The organism is Sodalis sp. RH14 (assembly GCF_047324285.1).
In the GTDB taxonomy this organism is placed as follows: Bacteria; Pseudomonadota; Gammaproteobacteria; order Enterobacterales; family Enterobacteriaceae; genus Acerihabitans.
The window spans coordinates 3581926-3598431 of the sequence record NZ_CP178739.1; the positions used below are offsets into that span (position 1 = coordinate 3581926).

At 62.1% G+C, this 16506-nt stretch carries 14 protein-coding genes; 6 read left to right on the plus strand and 8 right to left on the minus strand.

What is annotated here, in order from left to right; all coding sequences use genetic code 11:
* Positions 1–60: 60 nt before the first annotated feature.
* The 5 genes from ACL2XQ_RS16310 to ACL2XQ_RS16330 are packed head-to-tail and all read right to left on the minus strand — an operon-like array spanning position 61 to position 5312.
* Positions 61–891, minus strand: coding sequence for an ABC transporter ATP-binding protein (locus tag ACL2XQ_RS16310; RefSeq protein ID WP_413728076.1), 831 nt, complete (start codon positions 889–891; stop codon positions 61–63).
* A 6-nt stretch (positions 892–897) separates the two neighbouring features.
* Positions 898–1929, minus strand: a complete 1032-nt coding sequence (locus ACL2XQ_RS16315) for an ABC transporter ATP-binding protein (protein ID WP_413728075.1) — start codon at positions 1927–1929, stop codon at positions 898–900.
* On the minus strand, positions 1926–2813 hold the full coding sequence (locus ACL2XQ_RS16320; RefSeq protein WP_413728074.1) for an ABC transporter permease: 888 nt from the start codon (positions 2811–2813) through the stop codon (positions 1926–1928). The genes ACL2XQ_RS16315 and ACL2XQ_RS16320 overlap by 4 nt, the downstream gene beginning before the upstream one ends.
* On the minus strand, positions 2813–3769 hold the full coding sequence (locus ACL2XQ_RS16325; protein ID WP_410014483.1) for an ABC transporter permease: 957 nt from the start codon (positions 3767–3769) through the stop codon (positions 2813–2815). The genes ACL2XQ_RS16320 and ACL2XQ_RS16325 overlap by 1 nt, the downstream gene beginning before the upstream one ends.
* 22 nt (positions 3770–3791) lie before the next feature.
* Positions 3792–5312: an ABC transporter substrate-binding protein gene (locus ACL2XQ_RS16330; RefSeq protein WP_413739442.1), complete on the minus strand. Its 1521-nt coding sequence runs from the start codon at positions 5310–5312 to the stop codon at positions 3792–3794.
* 153 nt (positions 5313–5465) lie between these two features.
* Here ACL2XQ_RS16330 and ACL2XQ_RS16335 point away from each other — a divergent pair, with 153 nt between their 5' ends.
* Positions 5466–6185, plus strand: coding sequence for a GntR family transcriptional regulator (locus ACL2XQ_RS16335; RefSeq protein ID WP_413739443.1), 720 nt, complete (start codon positions 5466–5468; stop codon positions 6183–6185).
* Entirely contained in the window at positions 6178–7272 is a 1095-nt protein-coding gene (locus ACL2XQ_RS16340; RefSeq protein ID WP_413739444.1) for a mandelate racemase/muconate lactonizing enzyme family protein, read from the plus strand. The genes ACL2XQ_RS16335 and ACL2XQ_RS16340 overlap by 8 nt, the downstream gene beginning before the upstream one ends.
* A gap of 40 nt (positions 7273–7312) precedes the next feature.
* Here ACL2XQ_RS16340 and rhaT read toward each other — a convergent pair whose 3' ends face one another.
* Positions 7313–8347 (minus strand): L-rhamnose/proton symporter RhaT, encoded by a 1035-nt coding sequence (rhaT, locus tag ACL2XQ_RS16345; protein ID WP_413723184.1) that lies wholly within the window; start codon positions 8345–8347, stop codon positions 7313–7315.
* Between the two features lie 638 nt (positions 8348–8985).
* Between rhaT and fucO the strand changes: the two genes are divergently transcribed.
* The 4 genes from fucO to ACL2XQ_RS16365 all read left to right on the plus strand — a co-directional run bounded on the left by fucO (position 8986) and on the right by ACL2XQ_RS16365 (position 13794).
* Positions 8986–10137, plus strand: coding sequence for a lactaldehyde reductase (gene fucO, locus ACL2XQ_RS16350; RefSeq protein ID WP_410014479.1), 1152 nt, complete (start codon positions 8986–8988; stop codon positions 10135–10137).
* A 179-nt stretch (positions 10138–10316) separates the two neighbouring features.
* Positions 10317–11339 (plus strand): LacI family DNA-binding transcriptional regulator, encoded by a 1023-nt coding sequence (locus tag ACL2XQ_RS16355; protein ID WP_410014472.1) that lies wholly within the window; start codon positions 10317–10319, stop codon positions 11337–11339.
* A 47-nt stretch (positions 11340–11386) separates the two neighbouring features.
* Positions 11387–12505, plus strand: coding sequence for a mandelate racemase/muconate lactonizing enzyme family protein (locus tag ACL2XQ_RS16360; protein WP_413739445.1), 1119 nt, complete (start codon positions 11387–11389; stop codon positions 12503–12505).
* A gap of 74 nt (positions 12506–12579) precedes the next feature.
* Positions 12580–13794, plus strand: a complete 1215-nt coding sequence (locus tag ACL2XQ_RS16365; protein ID WP_413739446.1) for an MFS transporter — start codon at positions 12580–12582, stop codon at positions 13792–13794.
* A gap of 32 nt (positions 13795–13826) precedes the next feature.
* On the opposite strand, the gene ACL2XQ_RS16370 is transcribed toward ACL2XQ_RS16365, so the two are convergent.
* Positions 13827–15368: a DHA2 family efflux MFS transporter permease subunit gene (locus tag ACL2XQ_RS16370; protein WP_413731033.1), complete on the minus strand. Its 1542-nt coding sequence runs from the start codon at positions 15366–15368 to the stop codon at positions 13827–13829.
* Positions 15369–15421: 53 nt separating this feature from the next.
* Positions 15422–16504 (minus strand): HlyD family secretion protein, encoded by a 1083-nt coding sequence (locus ACL2XQ_RS16375; RefSeq protein ID WP_413739447.1) that lies wholly within the window; start codon positions 16502–16504, stop codon positions 15422–15424.
* Between the last annotated feature and the right edge of the window lie 2 nt (positions 16505–16506).

Below are 16506 nucleotides of genomic sequence, written 5' to 3' on the forward strand. Positions count from 1 at the left end.
GAAGCCCCGCGCCGGGCGCAGGTTTCACTGCAACCCGCCGGTGTTGCGGCGCTACCCGCATCACTGCGGTTCGGCCGGCGGCACCGCCGCCAGCAGCGCCCGGGTATAGGGATGGGCCGGGGCGGAGAAAATCTGCTCCCGCCCGCCGGTTTCGACTATGCGCCCCTGGTACATCACGGCGATACGCGGCGCCATATAGCGCACCACGCGCAAATCATGGGAGATAAACAGGTAGGCCAGCCCATGCTCCCGCTGCAACTGCTTCAGTAAATTAAGGATCTGCGCCTGTATCGACACGTCCAGGGCCGAGACCGGCTCGTCCAGAATCAGCAGCCGCGGTCTCAGCGCCAGCGCGCGGGCGATGCCGATGCGCTGGCGCTGGCCGCCGGAAAACTCCGCCGGATAACGCTGCGCCAGCGCCGGATCCAGCCCCACCTGGCGCATCAGCGCATAAATCCGTTTTTGCCGCTCGGCGGCGTTGCCGATGCGATGCACGGTAAGCGGCTCGCCGATAATATCAAAAGCGGTCATGCGCCGGTTGAGGGATGCGTAAGGGTCCTGGAAGACGATTTGAAATTCCCGGCACAGCCTGGCGTTGCGCCGCCTGGGCAGGGCGGTAATATCCTCGCCGTCGAACCAGACGCGCCCGGCGGTCGGACGCGTCAGCCCCACCAGCACCGCGCTCAGGGTGGATTTGCCGCAGCCAGACTCGCCCACCAGGCCCAGGGTTTCACCGGCGTTCAGCGTCAAATCCACCCCACTCACCGCCATGACGGCGGCGGCGCGGCGCAAACCGCCGCCTGACGGCGGGTAATGTTTTTCGATGCCCTCCACCCGCAGCAGCGGCGGTGGCGCGGTGGGGCTTGCGAGCGGTATACCTGCGCTTGACATAGGCGATTAGTTCCTCTCCATGAGGACCGGCGCGGCCAGTTCATGGGCAAAATGACAGGCGCTGGCATGCGCGGGATCGGCCCCGTCCGCGCGCAGCGGCGGTATCTGGCCGGCGCAGATCGGGCGCTGCCGGCACAGCTGGCAGCGCGGGCGGAAGGCGCAGCCCGCGGGCAGGCGGGATATCAGCGGCGGCTCGCCCTTGATGGCCGCAAGTATCCGGTCCACGTCGTCGTCCAGGCGCGGAATGCTCTCCAGCAGCGCCCGGGTATAGGGATGGCGCGGCGCGCGGAATATCCGCCCCACCCGCCCTTGTTCGACGATACGGCCGGCATACATCACCAGCACCCGATCGGCGTACTGCGCCACCAGGCCCATATCGTGGGTGATAAGCAACAGCGCCGCGCCGGTCAGCCGGCAGGCGGCGCGCATGCTCGCCATGACCTGGGCCTGCACGGTAACATCCAGGGCGGTGGTCGGCTCGTCGGCGATAATCAGCCGCGGATGGTTTACCAGCGCGATGGCGATCAGGATGCGCTGGCACAGCCCGCCCGACATTTCGTGGGGATAACGTTTCATTTTGTCGGCGGCGTCGCGGATACCCACCAGCGCCAGCACCTCTTCCGCCCGGGCGGCGCGCTGCCGGCGGGTAAGCGAGGGCTGGTGGCGGCGGATGCTTTCGGTAATCTGCCGCCCGATGGTCAGCACCGGGTTAAGCGAGGACATCGGATCCTGGAATATCATGGCGATCTCATCGCCGTACGGCCCGGCGCCCCGCCCCGCCTCCGGCGCCGGTAAATCCCGGCCGTCAAAGCGCATCCTGCCGGCGGCCACCTCGATGCCCGCCGGCAACAGCGACATCAGCGCCAGCGCCGTCAGCGTCTTGCCCGAGCCGGATTCACCGACGATGCACAGGGTTTCGCCGCGTTCGACGCTAAAGGAGATATTATCGATCGCCCGGCAACGTTCCCGGCCGGTGGCGAGATCAACGCTTAGCCCCGTCACCTCCAGCAGCGGCGCCGGGAGTTCATGGCTTGTCATAAGGACCTTCCCAGCGGGTCGAGCGCCTTATGCAGCGCGTCGCCCAGTTGATTCAGCGCCAGTACCAGCACCAGTAACAGCAGGCCGGGTACCACGGCATACAGCGGCGCCGTCGCCAGGTAATCGCGGCTGCTGCTGAGCATCGTTCCCCACGAGGCGGCCGGGGGCTTGATGCCCAGGCCGATAAAAGATAAGGACGCCTCCAGCAAAATGGCGTGGCCTGCCGCCGACGCCAGCTGCGTTATCACCACGCCGATGCTGTTGGGCAGCACATGACGCAGCATGATGCGCCACGGGCCGCTGCCCTGCACCACCGCCGCCTTCACATAGTCAAGCTCGCGCTCGCGCAGCACCGACGCGCGCATCAGGCGCGCAAAAATAGGGATGTTCACCAGCGCCACCGCGATACAGATTTGCGCCAGCCCGGCGCCCAGGATGGCCACCGTCATGACCGCCAGCAAAATGCCGGGATAGGCCAGCAGGATATCGCAGCCCCGCATCAGCAGCGCGTCCAGCCAGCGCGGCCCCATGCCGGCAACCAGTCCCGCCACGATGCCCAGTCCCGCGCCCGCGCTCACGCTGATAAACCCCACCAGCAGGGAGATGCGCGATCCGAACAGCGCCCGGCTGAGCAGATCCCGCGACAGCTCGTCGGTGCCCAGCCAATGGCCGCCGGTACCGGCCGGCACCAGCCGCAGCCCGGCAAACTGGACATCCGGATCGCAAGGCGCCAGCCAGGGGGCCAGCAATGCCGCAAGCGTAATCATCGCCACGCCGCACAGGCCGAACAGGCCGGAGGGCGTGGCGAGCAGCGCCCTTAGCAACCGCAGCCGGCCGGGTCCGGCCGCCGCCGCGCCGCTCGTTTCCACGGCGTCTGCGCTCATCACGCCGCCCCCTTGACCAGGCGGATGCGCGGGTCAACGGCGCCATACAATACATCGACCGCCAGGTTCAGCAGCAGGAAAAACAGCACCAGCACGATCAGGATCCCCTGCACCATGCCGTAATCGCGATTGATAATGGACTGTACCAGCAGGCGCCCGATGCCCGGCCAGGCAAACACCGACTCGATAACCACCGCCCCGCCCAGCATGCGGCCCAGCAGAATGCCGGTCATGGTGACAATCGGCAGCAGCGAATTACGCAGCACATGCCAATAAATGATATGCCCGCGGCTCAGTCCCTTGGCCCGCGCGGTACGGATGTATCCCTCTCCCAGCGTGTCAACCACCGCGCCGCGGGTCGAGCGCACCAGCACCGCCGCGCCGTGCAGCCCAAGCGTCAGGGTAGGCAGCACCAGCGCCTGGGCAAAACCGGCGAACGATTCATCAAGGCTGACAAATCCCCCCGGCGGCAGCCAGCCCAGGGTGACGGCGAACAGCAGGATGGCGAGCATGCCGAACCAGAAATTAGGCGTGGCCACCGCCACGGAGGAAAAGACCGACGCCAGCCAGTCGACGGCTTTGCCCTGCCACAGGCCGGCGGCCAGGCCCAACGGCACCCCCACCGCCAGCGCGCTGAACAGGGCCGTGGCGGCCAGCAGCAGGGAATACGGCAGGCGGCTGAAAATCAGCTCGCTGTTATCGCGATGATAGATATAGGAGACGCCGAAATCGCCGCGCGCCATATGCCCCAGCCAGGCGGCATACTGTACCGGCAACGGCCGGTCGAGGCCATATTCCACCCGGATGCGCTGCACATCCTCCCGGCTTGCGTCCGGCCCGGCAATCAGTTCGGCCGGATCGCCCGGCATGGCGCGCACCACCGCGAACACGATAATGCTTGAGACCAGCAGCACCGGGATCCACTGCATCAGCCGGCGTAGCAGATAGGCGGTCATCGTCTGTTTCTCCTGGTCCGGCTCATGGCTGGAAGGACGCCGCGCTCAGGATCGGCATGCCGTCCAGATTAAAACGCACGCCCGTCAGCCCCTTGGCGGAGGCCCACAGCACCGGCAGCGTCGCCACCGGCAATACCCAGTTTTGCTCCAGCATAAAGCTGTCGATGCGCTGCCAGGCGCGATCGGTTTGTTCATCCGGCGGCCGCGAGGTCACCAGGGCCACATCGTCCTGGTACTGCTGGGATTTGACGCCCACCAGGTTATCGGTGGCGCGGAAAATCACCGCCGACATCAGGATGGTGGACGGACCGCGGCCGGCGCGGGCGTAGACATGGGCCGCCATTTGGAAATCCCCTTTGCGCAGGCGCGATATATAGGCGGCCTCGGACATTTCGACGATATTCACCTTCAGGCCGATGTCGCGCAGCGCGCTTTGCAGCATCTGCGCCATGGCGCCAATCTGCGGCTCGGACTGACTGCGCGACATCAGCGATATTTCCGCCCCGGCGGCGCCCGCCTGCTGGATCAGCTGTTTAGCCTGGGCCAGATCGAAAGTACAGGCGTTTTCATGCCCCGCCGCCTCGCGCTGGCTAAAATGCGGCCAGGGCAGGCATTTCACCCGGGCGTCCGGGCCGGCGATATCATGGGCGATACGCGCGCGATCCAGCGCCAGGCCGATGGCGCGCCGCACTTCGGGCTTATCCAGCGGCGGGGTTCGGGTATTCAGCGTAATATCCAGCACCCGTCCCTCCACGGTGGCGGCGCCGGTGGCGAAACCGGCCGCGGCCAGCTGTTCGGCGGCTTCCCGGTCCAAAGACGGCAAAAAATCCACCGTGCCGGCGCGCAGCTGCATCACCCCGGACTGCTGATCGGGAATCACTTTCAGGGTGATTTTCTTTAGCGCCGGACGCGGCCCCCAGTAGGCCTCGTTACGCACAAACACCGCGTCCTCGCCCGGCAGGTAGCGGCTCAGTTTAAACGGACCGGTGCCGTTGCCGCCGGTTTTGATTTTTTTAGGCGCGCTGCCGTCGATAATAAACGCCAGATCCAGTAAATCGAAGATTGCGTCCGAGGCGCCGGCAAAATGCAGTATCACGGTGCGATCGTCGGGCGTATCGATACTGCCGATCATTTTGGCCAGCGGCAGGATATTGGCGCCGTTAACCGGATCGCGGGCATAGTTCAGGCTGAACGCCACATCCCTGGCGGTAAACGGCCGGCCGTCATGGAACGTCACGCCGTCCGCCAGTTTAAGCGTCAGCGTTTTGCCGTCGTCGGAGCGGGTCCAGGACCGCGCCAGCTCCGGCTGCGGACGGCCGTCGGCATCCAGGCGGATCAGCGTGTTATACAGCAGGTGCGTCAGCACAAAGGTGCCCATGCGCAGTTCCGTCGGGTCAAAGGAGGTGATATCGGCGCTTTGTCCAATCACCAGGGTATCGCGCGCCGCCGCCAGGGCCTTGCCGCCCGCCAATGCCAAGCTTAACAGCAGCGCCAGCAGCAGGCCGCCGGCGCGGACACGGCCGCTGAACATCTTTAATGTCATACTATCCCTCATACTCGCTTCAACGATGGACCAACCAACGGCAATGCGTTATTTGATCAAATTATTGTCTGTTGTTGTCCGAATACTATTGAATAAAGCCGATTTATAACAGAAAATAAGTCCACAGCTCATATGATTTGATCAAATATCGTTATGCGAAAAATAGATAAGTCCCTCCACGACGGCGACCCGGACATTACCGACCGGCTCCGGGACGCCATCATCAACCGGCAGGAGTTCGACGCCGGGGCGCCGCTACGCATCGACGCGCTGGCCACGCGTTTCGGCGTGTCCCATATGCCGATACGGGCGGCGCTGCAGCGGCTGGAAAGCGAAGGGCTGATCGTCGCCCAGCCCAATAAGGGCGCGCGGGTGGCGGCGGTGGATGAGACCTTCGTGGCCGAATTGCTGGATGTGCGCATGTTGATTGAAAGCTACCTGGCGCGCCGCGCCGCCGGGCGCATGACGCCGCAGCGGCTGGAACAATTGGAAACGCTGCGGGCGCGGCACGAGGAGGCGGTTGCCCGCGGCGACGCCGCCGAGGCGCTTACGGCCAACCGCGATTTTCACGCCGCCATTCATCACATTGCCGCCAACCGCGACGCCAGCCTGATTCTCGAGCGGCATTGGCGGCTGATCCGCGCCCTGTGGAAACGCTACGGTTATCAAGCCGACCGTTTTGCCGGCGTGGTGGCCGATCACCGGCTACTGCTGGCGGCCTTCGCCGCCGGCGACGGTGAAGCGGCGGCGGCCGTAACCGCCGCCCATACCGCGCGCGCAAAGCTGGTGCTGCTCAACCGGATGCGTGAGCATGCCCCGCCCGCGGACGGGTCGCAAACCTTTGACGCCGCCACGAAGGAACCCCATGAATAATTCGCGCATCGCCGCGCTGGAACTGGTGCATTGTCCGGTCACGACCAAAACCACCTGGTCATTTATCCGCCTGGCGCGGGCGGACGGCGCATGCGGCTGGGGCGAGGCCAGCTGGGTGCGTGAGCCGGGCGCGCTCGACGCCTGCCATGACGCCGCCCGGCGATATCTGCTGGGACAGCCCTGGGAGGCGCTTGCCGCCTATATTGCCCGGGAAACCCACGGCGTACCCCAGGCGGCGATGGCCAGCGCCCTGGAACAGGCGATGTGGGATATCCGGGGCAAGGATAGGGGCGACTATGCGGCATCGCTGGCGGGCGGCGGCTACCGCACCCGCATCCCGTTGTATGCCAATATCAATCGCAGCATCGTCCAGCGCGACGGGGCGGGTTTCGCCCGGGCGGCGCAGCATGCGCGCGCGGCGGGGTTTAACCGTATCAAGATAGCGCCTTTCGACGGCCTGACCCCCGATATCCGCCTGACGCCGCTGGGCCGGCGGCGGCTGGAGGATGGGCTGGCGCGCGTGGCGGCCACCCGCGCGGCCATCGGTCCCGCCGCCGAGCTGTATGTGGATTGCCACTGGCGCTTCGACCCGCCGGGCGCGTCGGCGGTATTACCGGAACTGGCGGCGCTTGGCGTCAGCTGGTTCGAGTGCCCGCTGGCGGAAACGCCGGAAAATATCCCCGCCCTGAAACACCTGCGCGGCGCAGCCAATACCCTGGGCATGCGCCTGGCCGGCCTGGAGGAGCTGACGCATCCCGCCGCGTTTCTTCCCTGGCTCGCCGCCGGCGCTTACGATGTGGTGATGCCGGATGTCAAATATGCGCGCGGCATCACCGGCGTGCTGGAGGTGGCAACGCTTGCGGCCGCCCACGGCGCCGGCTGCGCGCCGCATAACCCCAGCGGACCGATTGCGCATGCCGCCAGCCTGGTGGCCTGCGCCATCAGCGAGGGCATTGAACAGTTGGAGCATCAATTTGATGAAACGCCGGCCTTCTGGCGCCTGGCGGCCGCCGATTTCCCGCGCCCGGCGAACGGGGCCAGCCTGACGCCCACGCTTGCGGGGCTGGGCACGGCGCTCAGGCGGTAAATGGCGGGCCGGGTGCCGTATCACCGGCGGCCCGCCCCGTTCAGGAGGCGATGCCCAGGCCGACGATATTGGCCGCCAGAATAATCACCATCGCGCCGAGGCTCAGCACCCGCACCGGTTTTTTGCCCACGGCCAGCCACTCTTTGAGCAGCAGGCCGACGATGCCGCCGCACAGCACATAAAAGCTCATATGCAGCATCCAGCTGACATAACGGTATTGTTCCGGAATATTGGCGTGTCCCCAGGCATAGAAGAAAAATTGCAGATACCACATGACGCCGCCGAGGATGGCGAACAGCGCATTGGCTATCAGCAGGGATTTCCCCACGGATAAATCCGCTTTTATCGACAGTTCGGGCCTGGTGGCCAACCGGAAAAAACAGTAGGCCAGATTGACGATGGCCCCGCCGCCCATGATGATCACATAGCTGGGCAGCGCCACGTACAGCGGGCTGATGCCGATATTTTTGGCGGCGATATGCATCGGCACCGCGGCATCCATGGCAAAGGACATGCCGGCGGAGAAGATCCCGCACAGCACGGCCAGGATCAGGCCCTTCTTAAGACTGAACTCCTGCGCGCTGACGCCGAGCGCTTTTTCCTTCATTACCCCGGCATAGCTGACGATGCCGACGCCTATCAGGGCGACGAACACGCCCAGCAAGGTGATCTGGCCGCCGGTCGAGCCGGCCATGGCGCCGAACTTCCCTTGCAGGATAGGCGTCATCAGCGTACCGACAATCAGGGTGATGCCGATGGCAATGCCGATCCCCATGGACATGCCGAGATAACGCATCGTCAGGCCGTAATTAACATTTCCCACGCCCCACATGGCGCCAAACAGAAATACCGGCAGCAATGTCGACCAGGAAAACGCGCCAAAATAGCCCCAGAAATCGGGGAGCAGGATGGCGCTGACGGTCCAGGGCAACACCACCCAGGAAAAGAACCCGCCCAGCGACCACATGGTCTCCCAGCTCCAGCGCCGGACCTGCTTGAACGGCGCGTAAAAACAGGCGGCGGAAGCGGCGCCGACGAAATGCCATAATATACCGAGGAAAATTGAGCTGCCCATTTACAATTCCTTAGAAAATAATTTGCATAAAGTGATAGGGACACATGCCGGAAAATGAATGCCAATGTAATTTTGTATTCTAAGCATCGGACTGAGCCTTACCTTCATATCCACGCCATTCAGATCGTCACCCTGGCACGCATATAAAGAGGGATGTGATGAGTATCACAAAAACATAATTGATTTATTTGCGGCAGGTTCTCATAAGCTTATTTTTTATCGCTCAAAAAACAATGTATTATTAATAAAAAAATCGGCACGACGTTTCATTTTTTTTATTATTCGCGCTCATTTATCGACAACAATCTTAATTATCGTAAAATAAAGTACATAATTTATGCCATGCTCATTTAAATTAATGTGTTGTTTTTAAATCTAAAAATAATAAAAGCGTTCTTTTTTAAGGCTGAATTTTTCACACCTATAACCGATTTTTACCCCTCCCGCGGCATCTTTACATGATTGCCATCTTTTGTCCGGTACTGGCAATGGGCGGAAGGTCCTGGGGCGGCGCTTGCGTTACGATACCGGCAAAGATCAATCCACAGGCGATATATCGCCTGTTATTACGCCATGCGCATAAAACAAGACGTGTTACTTCTTACTAACAATTCTGAAATCAACCGAAGGTTATCATTATGACTAATCGTATGATCCTAAATCAAACCGCCTATTTTGGCCGGGGCGCTATTTCGCATATTATCGATGAAGCAAAGGCCCACGGTTATAAAAAGGCGCTGATTGTTACCGACCAGGAGTTAATCCGCGTTAAGGTGGCCACCCGGGTATTCGCGTTACTTGATCAAGCGGGTTTTGCCTTCGACGTTTTTGATGAAGTGATGCCAAACCCCACGGTCTCCGTCGTCAAACGCGGCGTAAGCGCCTTTAAAGCGGCCCAGGCGGATTTCCTTATCGCCATCGGCGGCGGTTCGCCGCAGGATACCAGCAAGGCCATCGGCATTATCATCGCTAATCCCGGCTTCGCCGATGTGCTTAGCCTGGAAGGCGTGGCCGCCACCACCGCGGCCAGCGTACCGGTGATCGCCATACCCACCACGGCCGGCACCGCGGCCGAAGTAACGATTAACTACGTGATTACCGATGAGGACAAACGGCGTAAATTCGTCTGTGTCGATCCCCACGATATTCCTCTGGTGGCGATTATCGACCCGGACATGATGTCCAGCATGCCCGCGTCCCTGAAAGCCGCCACCGGCGTAGATGCCTTGACGCACGCCATTGAGGGCTACACCACCCGGGCGGCCTGGGAACTCACCGATATGTTTCACCTGAAGGCCATCGAAATCATCGCCCGCTCGCTGCGCGCGTCGGTTCAGGGCGATGCCAGGGGCGTGGACGACATGGCGTTGGGGCAATATATCGCCGGCATGGGATTTTCCAACGTCGGCCTGGGGCTGGTGCACGGCATGGCGCATCCGCTGGGGGCGTATTACAACACCCCGCACGGCGTCGCCAATGCCATTCTTCTGCCGCATATTATGGTATACAACGCGGCGCAAACCGGTGAAAAATTCCGGGCGATCGCCGTGGCGATGGGCGTTGAAAACGCGGCCGCCATGCCGCTTGAGCAGGCGAGGACGGCGGCCATCGACGCGGTGAAGGCGCTTTGCCGCGAGGTGGGCATTCCCGCGCGGCTGCGCGAAGTCGGCCTGAGGGAACAGGACATCCCGGCGCTGGCGCAGGCGGCGCTTGACGACGTCTGTACCGGCGGCAACCCCCGGCAAACCAGCCTGGAGGATATCAAGGCGTTATATCAGGCCATCTTCTAATCTCCCTCCGTCCCGGTAAAGACCTTGCCGGCGCGGCGGGAAGACATCCCCGCCGCCCGGTTTCCCCACTCCCCCGGGTCGTTTCTACCGGCTGAAAATCATTTTTGCGCCCTGGATCACAGTATGGTTTCGCAGTGAGAATCTAACATTAGGTAATCGATTACCTAATGCGAATAAACATGCAAAAACCCATAGCTATCCGTGATGTCGCCCAGGCGGCGGGCGTCTCCACCGCCACGGTATCACGTTATATGAACGGCAAGTTTCATGCGATGAGCGCGGACACCCGATTGCGCATTGAAAGCGTGATTGACGCTATGGGCTATAAACCGAACGATGTGGCGCGCACGCTGCGCAGCACCAAAAGCAACACCATCGCGGTGATCGTGTCCGATATCCTCAATCCCTATTCCATCGCCATCCTGCAAGGGATCGAGGAAGCCTGCGCGGCGTTCGGCTATACCATATTCGTCTGCAATTCCAGGGAACTGCCGGTAAAGGAGAAAGAATTTATCGAGATGATGCTGGCGAAACGGGTCGACGGTTTTGTGATAAATACCACCGGCGGCAATGATGGTCTTATCGCCAGCCTGGCCGAGCGGACCCCCGTGGTGCTGGTTGGACGTAAAATCAGCCAGGGGGCGGTGCAGGCCATTACCGTGAATAACGCGCAGGGCATGGCCCTGGCGGTGGATCATTTGCGGGCGCAGGGCTGCCGTTCCCTGGCATTGCTCAGCCCGCCCACCACCGGGATCAGCCCGCGCATGGAACGCGTTGAGGCTTTCCGCACGCACGCCGCCCGCGCCGGGGCCGACGGCATCATCAGCGATATCCAGATTATCGGCCGTGTCCAGGTCGAGCCGGTCGCCGACGCCCTGCAACATATCATGGCGCGGCGCGACCCGCGGCAACGGCTGGGCATTATCGCCACCAACGGCATGCTGGCGCTGGCGGTGCTCAAGGCCGCCAAGGTCCTGGGATATGCCATTCCCGCCGATTTCCTGTTTATCGGTTTTGACGATACCGAATGGGCCTCGGTCAGTGATCCCAGCCTGACGGTGGTCGCGCAACCGACCTACGAGGTCGGCGCCGCCGCGGCGAAAAGACTGATCGCCCATTTGATTAAAAAAGAACCGCAAAATGGACCGGACGCCATTGAATTACCGGTGAAACTGATCCCGAGAGACTCAACCCTGACTTAATTTTTACCGCCAGGGTAATCGATTACCCTGCTGGACCGGAGGCAGCGATGCACATTCAAGATATCAAGACTTACGTGGTGGTACAAAAACTGGATACACAGTTCGGCATGTCCCAGTGGTTATGGGATAGCCGGGCCAGCTGCCTGTTGGAAATCATCACCGACGAGGGCGTGATCGGCTGGGGCGAGTGTTTTGGCCCGGCCAGGGCCAACGCCGCGCTGATCAATGAATTATTCGCCCCGCTGCTGATCGGGCAGGATCCGCTGCAGCGCGCGCCGTTATGGGAAAACCTCTACAACCGCACCCGAGAATTCGGCCGCAAAGGCATCGCGGTTTCCGCGCTGTCCGGTATCGATATCGCCCTATGGGATATCGCCGGCAAAATCATGGGGCAGCCTATCGCGGCATTGCTGGGCGGCGGCGCCGCGGTGCCGGTCACCGCCTATGCGTCGTCTTTTTATTATTCCAGCGACGCGCGCTATACGCTGGAGAAAGACGCCGACGAGGCGCTGAACCAGGGATACCAGGCCTTCAAAATGAAAGTGGGCGGCCTGGGGCTTCGCCAGGATGCGCAACGGGTGGCGCGGGTGCGGCAGTTGATCGGCCCCGATGCCGGCCTGGCGGTGGATGCCAATCGCGCCTATACCGCGCGCGAGGCCATCCAGTTGGGCAGGATGATTGAAGAACAGGACATCTCCTGGTTCGAGGAGCCGGTGCTGCCGGATGATTTCACCGGCTATCGCGAGGTGAGAAGCGCGCTGCATATGCGCATCGCCGGCGGCGAATCGGAATTTACCCGCTTTGGCTTCCGGCCGTTCCTGGAACAACGCTGCGTGGACATCGCCCAGCCGGATGTCGCCGCCTGCGGCGGCCTGGGCGAAGCGTGGCATATCGCCGTGATGGCCACCGCCTTCGGCGTTGATTGTTATCCCCATCTATGGGGTTCCGCCATCTCCTTGGCCGCCACGCTGCATTTAATCTCCGCCATTCCGGTGGCGGTGCCATCGATGGTAAAGGCGCGGCCGCTGCTGGAGCTGGATCGGGCGCCCAACGTCTTTCGCGAACAGCTTTCCGACTTAGTCATCGGGCCGTCGATGCCGGTGCCGGATAAACCGGGGCTGGGCATTGAAATCGACCGGAGCCTTATCCGGCGCTACGCGCAATAACACGGCCGGCACGTTCGCCAGGCCACGTCACCCTACGATGGAATCATTAAAATAAACACAGAATGGGACAGGATATGAGTCATGCAAAATGGTACCGGATCGGCGGCACATTGATGATTGGGCTATTTGTCGCTTATCTCGATCGTTCAAACCTCTCCATTGCGCTGCCCGGCATGGAACGCGATCTGGGTTTTTCCGGCGCGGCGACCAAAAGCCTGGCATTAACCGGCTTTCTTATCGGCTATGCGGTGGCGAATTTTTTCGGCGGCTTCCTTACCTACAAACTGAACCCCAAAACCACCATTGTCAGCATGGTGCTGATCTGGTCGCTGGCCCAGGTGATGACCGCCTGGGTCACCTCGCCCACGCTGTTGATTATCTACCGCATTATTCTCGGCATCGCGGAAGGCATTTACTGGCCGCAGCAATTCCGTTTCGCCCGCGCCTGGTTTACCACAGATGAAATCACGCGCGGCACCAATCTTATCCAGTTTTACGGCCAGTTCCTGGCGCTGGCGCTGGGGTTTCTGATCCTGACGCCCATTTACGACGCCCTGGGCTGGGAATGGATTTTTTATATCACCGGCGGGCTGGGCCTGGCGATCGTGGTGCCGCTATTTTTGCTTTTCCTGAAAAACGCACCGGATGGCGGCAGCGGGGCGGCGGCCGAAGAGGCGCGTCCCGCCGGGAAACTGACTTTCCAGGCGCTCGGCGGTTATCCCTTCCTGTTATTGATATTCAGTTATTTCGCCAACGGCATGCTGTTTTGGGGCATTACGCTGTTTATTCCGATGCTGGTTCATTCGCTGGGCTTTACCGGCCTGTGGCAGGGGTTTGCCAGTTCCCTGCCCTATATGCTGGCGATTGTGTTCGCCATTCCGATGGCCTATATCAGCGATCGTACCCAGAAACGCGGGCTGATCGCCGCCTCGGGACTGGCCGTCGCCGGCATACTGCTGGTCATGTTGCCCGTTATTGATAATCCGGTGGCGAAAATGGCGTTGATTACCCTGGCCATCGCCTATTTCACCAGCAGCTACACCACCAATATCTGGTCGATTATCACCTCAAGCGTCCAGCCCGAAGCGGTAGGCCCGGCGGCCGGGGTGATTAACGGCATCGGCGCGGGCGGCGGCGGCACCACCGCCGGTTTTGTCGTCGGCGTGCTGTACAGCAACACCGGCTCCTATCTGGCGGGATTCAGCGTTATCGGCGCGGTAGCCATCCTGGGCGGGCTGGCCGTCTATCTTTATACCAAAATCCAGCGCACGGACGTGAGCGCGCAATAACGTGGCCACGCGCCCATCCGCCTTTGCCGCCGTCAATGCGCCGGGGGCGCCGCCGCCGGCTTGGTTATTTTCTTCATCAGCGGCACCATGGCGGTGGCGATGATAAAGCACCACATGATCGCCATAAACGTATCGCTGAAGGTTAACGTGCGCGCCTCGCGGTAAGCCAGCGACCACAGCTGGCGCAACGCGGCGGCGGCGGCGGAGGACGGATCGTAGCCGAGCCGGGTAAATTGCCCGGCCAGCGTATCCAGCATGGCGTTCATCGCCTCGTTGGACGCCGTCAGGGATTCCGCCAGGCGGGAATAATGCAGGTTGGTGCGATCGTTGAGCAACGTCGCGCACCAGGCAATGCCGATGGCGCCGCCCAGGTTGCGCATCAGGTTGAAGAGCCCCGAGGCCATTTTCAGTCGTTCCGGCGCCAGGCTGCCCAGGGTCAGCGTGACGACCGGGGCGACGGAAAACTGCTGCGCCATGCCGCGGAACGCCTGGGGTATCAGCAGTTCCCGCGCCCCCCAGTCATGGGTAATCGGCATAAAATTCCACATGGAGAAAGCAAAGCAGGCAAGGCCGAACATCAGCAGCCAGCGCAGATCGATACGGTTGGCTAAAAAGGAATAAACCGGAATGGACAGGACCTGGAAGATGCCGGTGGAAAATACCGCCATACCGATCTGCAGCGCGCTGAATCCCCGGACCTGGCCGAGGAACAGCGGCGTCAGGTAGATAGTGGCGAAGAGGCCGACGCCGGTGATAAAGGAGAAAAAACAGCCAAGGGCGAAGTTGCGCTCTTTTAACGCGCGCAGATCGACAATCGGCCGGGCAAAGGTTAGCGAGCGCCAGAGAAACAATACGCCCGCCACGGCGGAAATCCAGGCGGTGGCCAGGATAACGCCATCACTAAACCAATCCCAGCGCGGCCCCTCCTCCAAGGTGTACTCAAGGCAGCCCAGGCAGAGCGCCAGCAGCACAATGCCAAGGTAATCGGCGCCGCGCAGCAGCGCCAGGTTGGCGCGGTCAATCCTGACCATAAGCGGCACGGCGACGGCAACAAAAATCCCCGGCACTAAATTGATAAAAAAGAGCCAGTGCCAGGAATAGTTTTCGGTAATCCAGCCGCCCACCGTCGGCCCAAGCGTCGGCGCCAGCGACGCGATGCCGCCGACGGTGGCGGCGGCGAACACCCGCTGCGGCCCGGCAAAAAAGATAAAGGCGGTGGTAAACACCAGCGGGATCATCGAACCGCCGAGAAATCCCTGCATCGCCCGGAACAGAATCATGCTCTGGATATTCCACGCCCAGCCGCACAGCAGGCTCGATAAGGTAAAGCCAATGGCGGAAACGCAGAACAGCCAGCGGGTCGACATCACATGCGCCAGCCAGCCCGAAAGCGGTATGACGATGATCTCGGCGATCAGATAGGCGGTCTGGACCCAGACGGTTTCATCGGTGCCCGCCGACAGGCCGCCGCCGATATCCTTTAACGACGCCGAGACAATTTGTATATCCAGCAAGGCGATGAACATGCCGACGCACATGGTGGCAAAGGCGAAGATACGGGTGGGCAGCGTCATGCCGGCCGGCAGGGCCGCCACCGATGAATGCGCGGCCGGCGCGGCGGCGGCGCTCACGGGCGTTCCGCTTCGCGGCTGTCGATGGCGGCGGTTACCGACAGCCCCGGGCGCAGCAGGCCCAGCGTGCCGTCGTCGCGGTCAAGATTGATGCGCACCGGGACGCGCTGGACGATTTTGGTGAAATTGCCGGTGGCGTTTTCCGTCGGCAGCACGCTGAACTGCGCGCCGGTCGCCGGCGCCAGGCTGCTGACCGTACCGTGGAACACCCGCCCGGGCTGGATATCGGCCCGCACCGTGGCGCGCTGTCCCGGCCGCATATCCGCCAGCTGATCTTCTTTAAAATTGGCGTCCACCCACAAGCCCGTGGCCGGGATAATGACCAACAGCTGGCTGCCGGCGCCGGCCCAGGCGCCCAACCTGGCCCGCCGGTTGCCCACCACGCCGTTTATCGGCGCGCGGATCTGGCTGTACTCCACATTAAGCCGCGCGAGATCGCGGCCGGCAACGGCCTGATCCAGCGCGGCCTTGATCTGGCCTTTTTCGCTATCGGTGACCGCCAGCTGACGCTGTGCCGCCAGGAGCGCCGCGCGGGCCTGCTGGCCATCAGCCACCGCCTGCCGGTAGTCGGCCTCGGCTTTTTGCAGGCTTTGCACGGAGACGGCGGCGGACATCTGCAGTTTTTGGTAGCGATCCAGGTCATGGCGGGTGCGTTCCGTTTGCGCGTCGTAACCGGCGATGGCGGCCTTGGCCTGCTCGATCAGCGCTTCCTTTAAACTGCGCGTCGAGGCCAGATTGACCAGCGCGGCCTGCTGCGCGGCGATTTCGCTTTCCGTTTTCGCCAGTTCGGCCCGGTAATCCCGATCGTCAAGGCGCACCAGCACATCGCCGGCATGCACCGCCTGGTTATCGGTGACCTCGACGCTTGCGACATATCCCGCCACTTTGGCGCTGATGGTGGTGATGTCGCCGCCGATATACGCATCGTCGGTGGTCTGCACAAAGCGGCTTTGAGTCCACCAAAAATAGCCGTAACCGGTAAGTATCGCCGCACCGGCCGTCAAGGCCATAAGCATCAGGACGCGGCTTTTTTTCATGCCGCGCGGCGGCGCGTCGCTTGCGCTGAGAGGCGTGTTCATCG

Excerpts from the sequence above, each read along its gene's own strand:
- ACL2XQ_RS16310 (WP_413728076.1), bottom strand. The coding sequence starts at position 891 with ATGTCAAGCGCAGGTATACCGCTCGCAAGCCCCACCGCGCCACCGCCG.
- ACL2XQ_RS16315 (WP_413728075.1), bottom strand. The coding sequence starts at position 1,929 with ATGACAAGCCATGAACTCCCGGCGCCGCTGCTGGAGGTGACGGGGCTA.
- ACL2XQ_RS16320 (WP_413728074.1), bottom strand. The coding sequence starts at position 2,813 with ATGAGCGCAGACGCCGTGGAAACGAGCGGCGCGGCGGCGGCCGGACCC.
- ACL2XQ_RS16325 (WP_410014483.1), bottom strand. The coding sequence starts at position 3,769 with ATGACCGCCTATCTGCTACGCCGGCTGATGCAGTGGATCCCGGTGCTG.
- ACL2XQ_RS16330 (WP_413739442.1), bottom strand. The coding sequence starts at position 5,312 with ATGACATTAAAGATGTTCAGCGGCCGTGTCCGCGCCGGCGGCCTGCTG.
- ACL2XQ_RS16335 (WP_413739443.1), top strand. The coding sequence starts at position 5,466 with ATGCGAAAAATAGATAAGTCCCTCCACGACGGCGACCCGGACATTACC.
- ACL2XQ_RS16340 (WP_413739444.1), top strand. The coding sequence starts at position 6,178 with ATGAATAATTCGCGCATCGCCGCGCTGGAACTGGTGCATTGTCCGGTC.
- rhaT (WP_413723184.1), bottom strand. The coding sequence starts at position 8,347 with ATGGGCAGCTCAATTTTCCTCGGTATATTATGGCATTTCGTCGGCGCC.
- fucO (WP_410014479.1), top strand. The coding sequence starts at position 8,986 with ATGACTAATCGTATGATCCTAAATCAAACCGCCTATTTTGGCCGGGGC.
- ACL2XQ_RS16355 (WP_410014472.1), top strand. The coding sequence starts at position 10,317 with ATGCAAAAACCCATAGCTATCCGTGATGTCGCCCAGGCGGCGGGCGTC.
- ACL2XQ_RS16360 (WP_413739445.1), top strand. The coding sequence starts at position 11,387 with ATGCACATTCAAGATATCAAGACTTACGTGGTGGTACAAAAACTGGAT.
- ACL2XQ_RS16365 (WP_413739446.1), top strand. The coding sequence starts at position 12,580 with ATGAGTCATGCAAAATGGTACCGGATCGGCGGCACATTGATGATTGGG.
- ACL2XQ_RS16370 (WP_413731033.1), bottom strand. The coding sequence starts at position 15,368 with ATGACGCTGCCCACCCGTATCTTCGCCTTTGCCACCATGTGCGTCGGC.
- ACL2XQ_RS16375 (WP_413739447.1), bottom strand. The coding sequence starts at position 16,504 with ATGAACACGCCTCTCAGCGCAAGCGACGCGCCGCCGCGCGGCATGAAA.